The sequence below is a fragment of the Paraliobacillus quinghaiensis genome (assembly GCF_003426025.1).
Taxonomy (GTDB): Bacteria; Bacillota; Bacilli; order Bacillales; family Amphibacillaceae; genus Paraliobacillus_A; species Paraliobacillus_A quinghaiensis.
This window is the reverse complement of sequence record NZ_QJSH01000044.1, coordinates 1-11,289: the sequence shown is the minus strand read 5'-3', so window position 1 is coordinate 11,289 and position 11,289 is coordinate 1. Positions and strand designations below refer to the sequence as shown.

General features: G+C 37.1%; 14 protein-coding genes. All 14 read right to left on the bottom strand.

The features are described from left to right. Positions 1–943, bottom strand: a 943-nt coding sequence (gene tnpB, locus D2K40_RS15805; RefSeq protein ID WP_162879255.1) for an IS200/IS605 family element RNA-guided endonuclease TnpB, incomplete at its 3' end; no start/stop codon positions are given. Positions 944–1,049: 106 nt separating this feature from the next. Continuing rightward, positions 1,050–2,174, bottom strand: a complete 1,125-nt coding sequence (locus D2K40_RS15800) for a 3-deoxy-7-phosphoheptulonate synthase (protein ID WP_117157302.1) — start codon at positions 2,172–2,174, stop codon at positions 1,050–1,052. A 307-nt stretch (positions 2,175–2,481) separates the two neighbouring features. Next, a complete protein-coding gene (locus D2K40_RS15795) occupies positions 2,482–2,730 on the bottom strand; it encodes a hypothetical protein (RefSeq protein WP_117157301.1) in 249 nt (82 codons plus the stop codon). Beyond that, positions 2,718–3,245 (bottom strand): hypothetical protein, encoded by a 528-nt coding sequence (locus D2K40_RS15790; RefSeq protein WP_117157300.1) that lies wholly within the window; start codon positions 3,243–3,245, stop codon positions 2,718–2,720. The genes D2K40_RS15795 and D2K40_RS15790 overlap by 13 nt, the downstream gene beginning before the upstream one ends. A 357-nt stretch (positions 3,246–3,602) precedes the next feature. After that, entirely contained in the window at positions 3,603–3,890 is a 288-nt protein-coding gene (locus D2K40_RS15785; RefSeq protein WP_117157299.1) for a hypothetical protein, read from the bottom strand. A 259-nt stretch (positions 3,891–4,149) separates the two neighbouring features. Next, positions 4,150–4,530, bottom strand: coding sequence for a thermonuclease family protein (locus D2K40_RS15780; RefSeq protein ID WP_162879254.1), 381 nt, complete (start codon positions 4,528–4,530; stop codon positions 4,150–4,152). A gap of 172 nt (positions 4,531–4,702) precedes the next feature. Further along, entirely contained in the window at positions 4,703–5,998 is a 1,296-nt protein-coding gene (gene dnaB / locus D2K40_RS15775) for a replicative DNA helicase (RefSeq protein ID WP_117157297.1), read from the bottom strand. Further along, complete coding sequence (locus D2K40_RS15770; RefSeq protein WP_117157296.1) at positions 5,995–6,321, bottom strand: hypothetical protein; 327 nt, start codon at positions 6,319–6,321, stop codon at positions 5,995–5,997. Before D2K40_RS15770 ends, dnaB begins: the two co-directional genes overlap by 4 nt. Continuing rightward, positions 6,318–7,070: a DnaD domain-containing protein gene (locus D2K40_RS15765; RefSeq protein ID WP_162879253.1), complete on the bottom strand. Its 753-nt coding sequence runs from the start codon at positions 7,068–7,070 to the stop codon at positions 6,318–6,320. The genes D2K40_RS15770 and D2K40_RS15765 overlap by 4 nt, the downstream gene beginning before the upstream one ends. Before the next feature lie 2 nt (positions 7,071–7,072). Beyond that, positions 7,073–7,270, bottom strand: coding sequence for a helix-turn-helix domain-containing protein (locus D2K40_RS15760; protein WP_117157303.1), 198 nt, complete (start codon positions 7,268–7,270; stop codon positions 7,073–7,075). Between the two features lie 780 nt (positions 7,271–8,050). Beyond that, positions 8,051–8,713 carry a hypothetical protein gene (locus D2K40_RS15750; protein ID WP_162879252.1) on the bottom strand — a complete coding sequence of 221 codons (663 nt, stop codon included), beginning with the start codon at positions 8,711–8,713 and terminating at the stop codon, positions 8,051–8,053. Positions 8,714–9,014: 301 nt separating this feature from the next. Continuing rightward, positions 9,015–10,178 carry an IS200/IS605 family element RNA-guided endonuclease TnpB gene (tnpB, locus tag D2K40_RS15745; protein ID WP_117151670.1) on the bottom strand — a complete coding sequence of 388 codons (1,164 nt, stop codon included), beginning with the start codon at positions 10,176–10,178 and terminating at the stop codon, positions 9,015–9,017. Between the two features lie 104 nt (positions 10,179–10,282). Continuing rightward, positions 10,283–10,597, bottom strand: a complete 315-nt coding sequence (locus D2K40_RS15740; protein ID WP_117151668.1) for a hypothetical protein — start codon at positions 10,595–10,597, stop codon at positions 10,283–10,285. Positions 10,598–10,651: 54 nt separating this feature from the next. Further along, complete coding sequence (locus tag D2K40_RS15735) at positions 10,652–11,047, bottom strand: hypothetical protein (RefSeq protein ID WP_117151666.1); 396 nt, start codon at positions 11,045–11,047, stop codon at positions 10,652–10,654. Between the last annotated feature and the right edge of the window lie 242 nt (positions 11,048–11,289).

Below are 11,289 nucleotides of genomic sequence, written 5' to 3'. Positions count from 1 at the left end.
CAAGCATTACTTTAAATTCTGCCCACGATACTTCACTGATTGCCTTTGCCAGGTTGTGATTTTTGAGCATATTACTTACTGACAAATCTTCCATTCCGATCACGTCGTGGTTTTTGACAATCTCAGTGGAGATTTTATCTAAGTAATCTTTTCGTGCATTAGTAATTTTTTCATGGATACGAGCAACTTTAATTCTAGCTTTATGCCAATTTGCACCACCTGTTGTGCCTCTACTCATCATCCGCTGTGCTTTGGCTAACTTTTCTTCCAAGGTTCGAAAAAACTTTGGATTAGAATAGATTGTCCCATCAGAAAGAGTAGCAACATTTTTTAGGCCAACATCTATTCCAATAGCTGAGCCTGTTTTAGGAAGTTCTTTAACTTCTATTTCAGTTGATATAGAGACAAAGTATTTTCCAGAAGGGTTTCGTCTAACGGTTGCATTCAAAATTCTACCTTCTACTTCTCGACTTTTAGCGTAACGAACAAGTCCCAGTTTTGGGAGTTTGATATGCCTATCTTCTACTGCAATATTTCCGTTCGTTTGTTTTGTTGTATAAGACTGATCAGGATTCTTTTTAGATTTGAAACGCGGGTACTTATTTTGTTTCTTGTAGTAGCGGTGATAGGAATCAGCTAAATTTTCAACTGATTTTTGCAAGGCAATACTATCGACCTCTTTTAGAAATCCATAGTGCTTCTTTAATTCGGGGAGAGATTTGACCGTGTTGTATTTATTTAAACACTTCCCTTTCCAGTTGTTCGCTGATAGGTGACCATTTTGAACCATTTCTCGGGTAATATACCAATAAGCATCTTTTTCTTTTTGTTTCCCGAAAAAGAAGTTAAAGACGAATCTTGAACAACCAATGGTTTTATTGATAAGTTCAGTCTGCTTTTTATTTGGATAGATGCGAAATTTATAGGCTTTGTTTGCAATCATAGTTTCACCCCCTCTCATTAGGTCAATTATACCATTTTCGAGAGAGTGAAACAAACATTTGTTCCTGCATTTTAAGGGGATGATTTGTACAAAAACTCGTATCTAATTACTTACATGTAGCACTCAAACAGTCGGACAATTGAGATGGCAAATGGCCATCCCTTGTCCGAAGCCGATTCATCTCATGACTGAAGTCACGAGTGTTCTCGGCTAATTCATAAATCTCATAAATAAGTTCTTTTGTACTTTCCCATCCAAGACAAGGGTCTGTAATTGATTTGCCAAATTCTATTGGTTCTTCTTGCCGTCCTTCTTCAATATAAGATTCAATCATAAATCCACGAACATATTTCTTAATTTCTTCATTCCATTTACGATTAATCAAAATTTCACGAACGATACGAATTTGTTCTAAATATTGTTTACCAGAGTTATCATGATTCGTATCAACTATAATAAATGGATTTTTAAGGTGCATTTTTTCGTAGATTTTGATTGAATCTAGTAAATTTTCTGTATAGTAATTAGGGATGTTTTTCCCATATTCATTTAACCCTCCACGTAAAATTGCATGAGCAAGAGGGTTGCCTTCTGTTTCTACTTCAGCGTAATTAAATAAGAAATTTTGTGCATTTTGAGCAGTATAGATAGCATTAAACATTACGTTCAAATTACCTGAAGTTGGATTTTTCATACCAGTTGCTACATCAATGCCACTTGCAACAAATCGATGTTGTTGATTCTCTACACTTCTTGCCCCAATTGCATGGTAGCTTACAAGATCATCAATTAAAGGGAGATTTTCTGGATATAGCATTTCATCTGCTGTTGTCAAACCAGTTTCCGTAATTACTTTATAATGTAAATCACGAACAGCCTTGATACCGTTAATTAAGCTAGGCTTCCCTTTTGAATCTGGCTGGTGAATTAAGCCTTTATATCCATCACCTTTGGTACGGGGTTTAGCCGTGTATACCCTCATTACGATAAAAATCTTATCCTTAACTTCCTCTTGCAATTTTGCTAAGCGATGAGCATAATCAAGAACAGCTTCTTCATTATCAGATGAACATGGACCGATTATCAAAAGCAAGCGATCATCTTCACCTTTAATAATTGCATTAAGTTCCTTATCACGTTTTTCTTTATGCTTTAACGCTTCTCCTGATAATTTCCCAAGCTCTTTCATTTCTTTAATATTGATTTTAGGGCTTATTTCTTTAAATGTCATAATGTTAATACTCCTTTTTATTTAAATCGCACATTGTTTTTATTTAACTTATTATTATACAGCGTGGCTACGACCTTGACAATTCTTAAACTACTTCACTCTGGGTGACCCCACATCATAATGTCCTTCCCTTACAGACAAAACTTTCACTTTGTCTTTCGACAGGGTCTGGCCCCATTACCGGAGAAAAAGTCCTACGGGTGCAGCGAACCGTCCCCTGCTTCCTCAAAAAGAACCCAAACCATTTGTGGTTTGGGTTCTTTTTACATCTAGTATTCATAATCGCAATGAAGAAATTTATCATCATTTATCTATCCAGAAACTTTTCCATTTCTTCTTCACTAATATCTGCTGGGGTGATGCCTCGACTCTTACAGTAATCATGCAAAGCTCTTACTTTTACTCGTGGTTCATTTGAGGAGCGTGGAACAGCAAACACGCCATCAGGAAAATTATTGTCAAATTTTTTTATTTGATCAATCATTTTTTTCTCACCGACCTTTTTAATATTATACCCGTTTTCTGTAGAAATAAAAACATCGATTACTTTTCCCACCACTGAACACCTCCTGAAAAATAACACTTTGCTAATTCGATGGCTCTATCACCTGTTATCATCATGTTTTGGCCATATGTAGAGCAAGCACCTAGATCTTGGTAAAAGTCAATTTTAGAGGATTTTGATGTTAATTCTATAAATCCCTCTAAGCCTGCACTTAAGCTATATTCACAAGCGAAAGCAACTAAACATCTTCCAACTCCAATGTACCTTCTATGATTATTTTCTTCGCCTTTAACCACTTTTTTATTTTGCGGAGCTGATTCGATTATATCTATATCTACACATCGGAACGCTTCATCATAATTTGATTTAAGAGCAATTAACCCTTGAATTAAATCTGGATAATCTTCTGTTACTAATCCATAAACTTCAAAGGAATGTGTAATTGGTTTTAACCAATTAAAACTCCATCCCCCTTTAGGATTATAATTGTTGTGAATTATTTCTTCTCGTTTTACTTCTCGAAAGTAGCAACCGATAATTTTGTGTGTATTTACATCATATATCATTATCTATTCTCTTTTCATTTAATCTATTTCTAGTATATCATAAATGAACCGTCACTTACGCTATATAAATGATTTCTTCCTATTTTAATTTAAATGTATTTTCCCTTTACAAAAGCATATGTAAAATGACCTTATATTCTATTTTTTCAACCTCTTTCCCAATTAAAAACCATTAAATTGGATTTTTACCTTCTAACAATACTTGCTTAACGAGCTCCTAAACTAAGGGTCAGATCCTTCATATGGAAAAGGTCCACAAAGAGGGACTGACCATTGATTCCTAGTCAGCTACAGCAAAACGATTCATATGCTGGCAGGCTAGTTTGTTTGTATTATTAGAAGATTTCAAGTCTCGTTCTAAAACAAATCCGGTGTTCTTTGTGAAAAGTAATACGGGTGAGCTTCTATAAAATCTACCGCTTCAGAATCACTTAACACTTCAGTTGTCCTGTCTTCAAATCTTTCATTTTCCTTGCCGTTAAAGATTTTTCCTGTCGTAATTTTCGTTACCTCAATACTCCCATAAGATACACTCATCTCTTTCTGATGACTATTTTTCCCATAACCGCTGTATGGTTGGTACGTATGACTTATTCCATCAAATTCTCCAGCTTTAAGGGCAGTTAACACTTCATCTCTTTTCATTTGAGCCTTCCTTTCTGCCACCAATGTGGCTATAAACAATATATACAAAACCACTTTCTTCAGGGCTTTTTACAGTATATGAATGCTAGTAGAATAATAGGCCAAAAAAGTGAACCTTCAATCAGTGGGGTTTTTGTCCTTCCCCACTGATTGTTAGCCCTAAAGGATGACCTAAAGGCCTCTGAACCATTCGGGGTGTTAGCGTCCGTTTACTCCCATTTAAACTCTATGATTTCCTCGTTGTTTTGAAGTGGGAGTTTTACGGACGATTACACCGGGGTAAAATAACGTTCCTCCCCCACATCCCCTTCCAGCCAACCTTCGCTCTCATCTGTGCATTGACATACCGTTGATAATATTTATAGGGCGGATGATAGACATAGGCTAGGCGGGCTAATCCTTCTTCTAACAACAACTCATTTAGCATCACGCCATCCACCCATAGATAAGCTAGCAATCTACCATAATTATCATACCGCGGGCCGTCATATTCCAACTGCACCTGTTTTCCTATCAGTATCTGTCTCGCCCTAGCAACCGCTTCTGCACCAAGAGGTTCGTCTGCGATATCTGGGTGCACTGTTTCAGGTGCATCAATTAACAGTAAGCGCACATCAACAACATTTCCGTTTAGATACACTTCGATCGTGTCTGCATCAATGACTCGTCTTACCCGCGCCGTATCTAATGCGGCTGTGATTTGTGTCATTGGTTCCGCTTCACCCGCTAGCTGTTTTCTTAAATCCTTTGCGTCTGTTTCCATCTGTGATTGGCTTTCTTCGTTTACAGAGCAACAGCTAGCCTCAAGCCTGCTATGCTCCTTCATTCTTTTCCCTCATTTCGTTATTTTTCAAATTTTCAAATCTACCAAAATCCTTGAGAAAGGCTAACTCGACCATTCCGGTTGGACCATTGCGTTGTTTTGCTAGAATAAGCTCCAAGCTGGTTGTATTTTCCGTGTCCCTATCGTAATAATCATCCCGATACAAAAAGGCGATAACATCCGCATCCTGCTCAATGTTGCCCGATTCTCTCAAGTCAGACATAATTGGTCGTTTATCTGGACGCTGTTCGACACTTCTAGATAACTGGGACAGTAGCACGATTGGAATATGCAACTCCAATGCTAGTAGTTTTAACTCCCTGGTTATTTCTCCTATTTCTAAGTCACGCCGTTGCCCCTGACTGCCCGGCTTCACTAGTTGCAAATAGTCAATAACAGCTAGATGCATTTCATCTGGATGATCATGAACGGTTTTTCTTAGAGATGCACGAATATCACTGATCGATCGGTTTTGTTCCTGAATGGAAAGCTTCCAGTTGGAAATCTCACCGACTGCTTGGATTGCGGTGGCATAGTCATTTTCATTGAACAGTAAGTTGCGCCATTTTTGATTGTAGATATTTCCCTCGGCTGATATGAGTCGCTGCAGTAGTTCTTTTTTTCCCATTTCTAAGCTAAAAAATGAACTCATTCCCTGATTACGGCAATGTGCTGCTACTATATTTAAAGCAAATGCTGTTTTTCCAACAGATGGGCGTGCCGCAATGATAATTAATTCACCTGGCTGCAGGCCACCGGTCATGTTGTCTAAATCAGCATAGGACGTTGGAATACCAGGAGCTGCGCCTTCTCCTGTGAAGATCATGTTTGCGATTTCTTTCAGGCAATCCGTGTTATCTGTTTCTTGCTTCTCCATGCCGAATTCCTGATACGTCTGCAAGGAACCGATCAGTTTTTTTAATTCTGCGTCACTTGGTTTGACGGCAAACTTGACTGCTAGTTCACGCGTTTTACGGTGACGATATGCTTCGAAAAGCAGTCGCTCGTAGTGAACGAGACTTTCTGTGCTAGGGACTGACTCGGCAAGTTTTAACAGATAAGCTGCACCACCCACCTGCTTTATGTTTACGTTTAGATTCGTGGTCACCGTAACCAAATCAATCGTTTGCTGCTTGTCAGCTGTTTGTTGCATAGCCCGAAAAATAAGCTTGTGTTTCTCAGATGCAAACTGTTCTTCGGTGACGGTCAAATTGCTAAACAGCGTGCTATCCAACAAGACGGAACCTAATACCGATTCTTCCGCTTCGTAGTTTGCAAGATTCATAGACTCATCTCCCTGAAAAGCGTGTTTAGTTGCTGTTTAAACTCGATCTTCGTCTCCTCAGAAACCAGGGCTGCTTCTTTCTCCCATTGCGGCCTCTGCTGCTCTAGATAGATGTTGGTTTCTGGTGGGTAGACAGCGATTTCTGAAAGGGTCGGTGCATACGGGTGCTCCGCTGCATAGGCAGATAGCTTTTTCATCACTTTGCTGTAATCCATCTTCTTTAACTTTGGCAGAAGAATAGCTACTTTTCTTTTCGAGATATCAAACTTCGGATATAGCTCTGCAATCGTACCTAGAACTTCTAATGCTTGATCATTATTCATGACTTCAACTCCCTACGAATTTCATCTAACACTGCCCGATTCTTACTTTTATTGGTGACAAAAAACTGTGTCGATTGAGATTTGTTTTTCTGTAGTTGATAGTTTTCGGCTTGTTCCAAGGTCGTTATGCCTGCTTGTTGCCATTCTTTTAAAATTGCTTCAAGATAACTGTATGTTCTGCCACCTTTCTCTGCGGCAAGTTTGATAGCTTCGATCACAATTTCATCGCCTAAGTCATCACACCAAGCAAGAAACGACTCTCGCACAATTGGTTTGATGATGCCGAAGTTTTGTTCATAAACAGTATAAGCATTTTGTTCGTTTGCTCTTCCTTCTCCTCTGTTTTGTTTATCTTTTTCTTTTACTTTAAGTATGTCCCGGGGTTGGTAACCGAATTGCACCGGATTTGGTACCTTATTTCGTAACTCCCATTGTTCGCGTGAAGTTTGTGCTAATTTTTCAAAATAGAAAACCAACGATTTCATTTGATACATTGCTGCTTTGTTTTTCACCCCAGGTTCGTAATGAATCAGTTCATTTTCCATCAGTATTTTTCTCGATTCTATTATCCTTTGACTGGTTAACCCTGATAAGTTTCTGATGATTGTATTTGGGGCATTAAACGTTGGCTTCCACCTAGCTGTATTGTTCAGCATCATCAGTGTGTGCCATAATAGCACCGCATTAGGCGGCATTTCATGAAAGGCCATCCATTCTTTGAATGCATTTAGTTCCTTAAGATAGTTCAACTTCATTCCCCGCCCTTTCTTACGACAGACGTCTTCGCTTTTTCTTGAACCCATCCATCAATCGCTTCTTTAGAAAAAAGAATTTTCCGTCCAAACCGAATATGTGGCAAGCTCCCCTCACGCACCAAATAATAAATCATATCCGTATGCACCCCTAAATACTTCGCTACATCTTTCACCGTAATCGTACAAGCTTCCATCATTTCATCCTCCTTTAATTCACCTCTCATATACGTAATCGTTACAAAGCAGATGCAAGGTGCCTACGTCCGATAGTTTAGGTGCCTGTCGATAGTTTAGGTGCCTGTCACTTCCCGAATAATCTTTATTTCACGAGTTTTTTTACGAACAGTGCCTGGCACCGTTCGTAATCCTTTTTGGACAGTCTAGTAAATGGGGGATAATAAAAAAAGTGCCAGGTACCACGTTCGGACATATGTCCGAACGTGGTACCTGGCACTGAAAATGGGGTGTTTTTTTAGTAGGAGTCTAACTCCTTATAGAATGTACGAAAAGGTTTTAGACCTTTTTTCAACTTATTATAATTTAAAAAACCACGTTTCTTATTCCACTATCCTGTCCTTTAACACAATAAAGTCTACGGTTCATGTTACAGATAAGCCACCCATATACGCTAGTATGGTACTTATAATATTGCTCCTAAAGTTTTCATTCTCTCATTACACGACTTCTACTCTACAATTCCGTCCCTTTCGTCTGTTTTGTTATTTTTTTGTTATAAGCTGAGAAACTTATTTCAGATATACCTAAGATTATAGCTCCAATAACAATATAATAAAGATTGTCTTGGAATATACCGAGAGCCATAAAAACTAAAGTGATTATTGACCTAACGAAATTTTGAGTAATTGTAAAAAATTTTTTAGTCATTAAGTTAGTCACCTCCACATTAATAATTTATAATACAATCGTTCTTTTTTTCTACGTCTCAAATACCTTGAAGTCAATTCTAAAGGAATTTAGTTATTTCCTGATATTGTACCTAAGTGTGTCTCATTACCATTATTAAAAAGTTTCATTTCCTCATAATCTTTATCTAAGTTCACTTTATAGAAAAGCTCGTATTCCCATGTAGAATTTGAATGATCAGATGTCTTATCACTTTTATATAATAAGTTTAATGTTTCATTATCACTTTCAACATCAAATTCAGTAAAGTACATAGCTTCTTCACCTTGAACAACATTGGACCCATTCAAATATACAAATATAGCTGCATTGTGGTTATCCAAGTAAAGGTGAATCCCGTTTTCTTCTTTAACACCTTGGAAAAATGATTGAATATCTTTGTTAAGACTTTCTTTTCTTACTTCTGTATAAGATAATTGTGAGTTTGTTAAATAGTTATAAAACCATTCTAAATTTATTTCTCCTTCTTGTATCTTATATTTTTCTTCACCTACTACTAGGTAATCGTTATCATACAAAGTAATCATCTTATCTCCTAATATTTTGACCTTGAAGGTTTGATTGTTAGGTAACTCTCCTTCATAGTCTTTAATAGTGTACCTTGATAACTTCGGAATAAAATCATCCAACAAGTATTGTTGTTCTGTTCCTGATTGAATAAGCTTGTCATTTATTTCAAGCGAAACATAATTACTTTGAACTATGTTTATCACCTTAGTAGCTTTAATTTCGTTTGGGGAGTTAAACAAAAAAATAGCAAGGGTTAGAGCCACCGCAATTATTAAGAATATAGTGTAAATTAACTTTTTTCATCGAATAATCTCCTTTCCTATTATTGTTTACATCTTGTCATATCCACTGGAATGTACATTTTAGTATTATATTATTCGTTCAAGCTTTTAAAGTAATCGTATAATTCTTCAACATTGTAAGCTTTTTGAACTACTCGGCACTGAAGTACCGAGATTCCTAAGTACAGAAACCTACCGGTTTCTAATTGATTAGGCGATCCCCTCAGGTCCTGAGGTTAAGAAGTCTTACGGCTTCATTTTTAAGATTGATTCCTGCGTTAATATCGCGGTCAAGATGGGTATGGCACTTCGTGCACTCCCATTCACGTAATCCGAGATTTTTAACGTCTTTGTTTTGATAGCCACAACAGGAGCAAAGCTGACTGGATGGGAAATTCTTCGCAACTGTTACAACCTGTTTGCCATACCATTCGGCTTTGTACGCAAGCATTGATTTGAATTCTGCCCACGATACTTCACTGATTGCCTTTGCCAGGTTGTGATTTTTGAGCATATTACTTACTGACAAATCTTCCATTCCGATCACGTCGTGGTTTTTGACAATCTCAGTGGAGATTTTATCTAAGTAATCTTTTCGTGAATTAGTAATTTTTTCATGGATACGAGCTACTTTGATTCTAGCTTTATTCCAATTTGCACCACCTTTTGACCGTCTACTCATAATCCTTTGTGCTTTAGCTAACTTTTTTTCCATGGTGCGGAAAAACTTTGGATTAGAATAGATTGTCCCATCAGAAAGAATAGCAAAATTTTTCAGACCTACGTCTATTCCAATAGCTGAGCCTGTTTTAGGTAATTCTTTAACTTGTGTTTCGGTTAATATAGACACAAAGTATTTTCCAGAAGGGTTTCTCCTAACGGTAACATTTAAGATCCTACCTTTTACTTCTCGACTTTTAGCATAACGAACAAGCCCCAGTTTTGGGAGTTTAATGTGTTTATCTAATACTGCAATATTTCCATTTGTTTGTTTTGTTGTATAAGACTGAACAGGATTCTTTTTAGATTTGAAACGGGGGTACTTATTTTGTTTCTTGTAGTAACGATTATAGGAATTGGCTAAATTTTCAACTGATCTTTGCAAGGCAATACTATCAACCTCTTTTAAAAACACATAGTGCTTCTTTAATTCAGGGAGAGCTTTAACCGTCTTGTATTTATTTAAACACGTCCCTTTCCAGTTGTTCGCTGGTAAGTGACCATTTTGAACCATTTCTTGGCTGATATACCAATAAGCATCTTTTTCTTTTTGTTTCCCGAAAAAGAAGTTAAAAACGAACCTTGAACAACCAATGGTTTTATTGATAAGTTCAGTCTGTTTTTTATTGGGATAGATGCGAAATTTATAGGCTTTGTTTACAATCATAGTTTCACCTCCTCATTAGGTCAATTATACCATTTTCGAGAGAGTGAAACAAACATTTGTTCCTTAATTTCAAGGGGATGATTTGTACAAAAACTCGTATCTAATTACTTACATGTAGCACGCAAACAGTTGGACAATTGAGATGGCAAATGCCCATCCCTTGTCCGAAGCCGATTCATCTCATGACTGAAGTCACGAGTGTTCTCGGCTAATTCATAAAGCAACTCTTCCTTGTTAAAGACTAGTATTGCTGGAAACTGTTCTATGTCCAACTCTTCTTTATAATCAACAACATAATTATCATCATAAGGCACCCACGAAGCTACGGCTCTTTGTTCTGTGCCCTCCAATATGTTCATAACGTTCTCATAGACTGATTCTTGCATTTCCGTTGGTAACTTTTTCCCATCTTCATACATTACAGCTAAATTAAACCCGTCTATATGTGATTGAAGTCGTGAATATTTTTCTTCTTAAGACATCTCTAATAAAATAATTTCATCTGGCTGACCTCCGAAATCATCCCCTCTTGGTGGATTGACTAAAACTTTTTGTCCCTTTTTTATATCATTGATAGATGCTTCCGTTTCATCTTCGTGTTTAATAACTGTTTCTATAGTTAAGTTAGCTCTATAAGAGAATCCATCATCATTTATACCAGGACCTTTTCTATCTCGTTTTTCCCATTCAGAAATATTAACAACAATGTTGTTTTCACTTTTATTTACTTCCAATACAGTTCCTATCATTTTATCATCTTCATAATGTCCATAGGGATACTCTTCATTGTCTCCTACACTTTTATCGCATGCAGAAATAAATAACACGGTAAATAAGAAAATTACCAAAATAGAAATTCTTTGTCGCAAGTTAATTCCTCCTCTCTATTCAAACAGTTATTGCACTATTAACACTGTTTCATTTCTTCTTACACAATCCTGCCTCTTTAACACAATAGGAGCTGTCGCATCGACAACTCCTTATTCAACATATGTCAGCAATAGGTAAGCATTTGAGGTTATCTCCAGCTTTTCCCCTGCTCCACACGGAGCGTGCTAGTTTCCCAGCACTCCGCGTTCCATCTAAAGATATGTACTAAATTATAAGTTCC

Bases quoted from the DNA above. Each gene is read 5' to 3' on its own strand.
- D2K40_RS15800 (WP_117157302.1), bottom strand. From the start codon at position 2,174: ATGACATTTAAAGAAATAAGCCCTAAAATCAATATTAAAGAAATGAAA.
- D2K40_RS15790 (WP_117157300.1), bottom strand. From the start codon at position 3,245: ATGATATATGATGTAAATACACACAAAATTATCGGTTGCTACTTTCGA.
- D2K40_RS15785 (WP_117157299.1), bottom strand. From the start codon at position 3,890: ATGAAAAGAGATGAAGTGTTAACTGCCCTTAAAGCTGGAGAATTTGAT.
- dnaB (WP_117157297.1), bottom strand. From the start codon at position 5,998: ATGAATCTTGCAAACTACGAAGCGGAAGAATCGGTATTAGGTTCCGTC.
- D2K40_RS15770 (WP_117157296.1), bottom strand. From the start codon at position 6,321: ATGAATAATGATCAAGCATTAGAAGTTCTAGGTACGATTGCAGAGCTA.
- D2K40_RS15760 (WP_117157303.1), bottom strand. From the start codon at position 7,270: ATGGAAGCTTGTACGATTACGGTGAAAGATGTAGCGAAGTATTTAGGG.
- tnpB (WP_117151670.1), bottom strand. From the start codon at position 10,178: ATGATTGTAAACAAAGCCTATAAATTTCGCATCTATCCCAATAAAAAA.
- D2K40_RS15740 (WP_117151668.1), bottom strand. From the start codon at position 10,597: ATGTATGAAGATGGGAAAAAGTTACCAACGGAAATGCAAGAATCAGTC.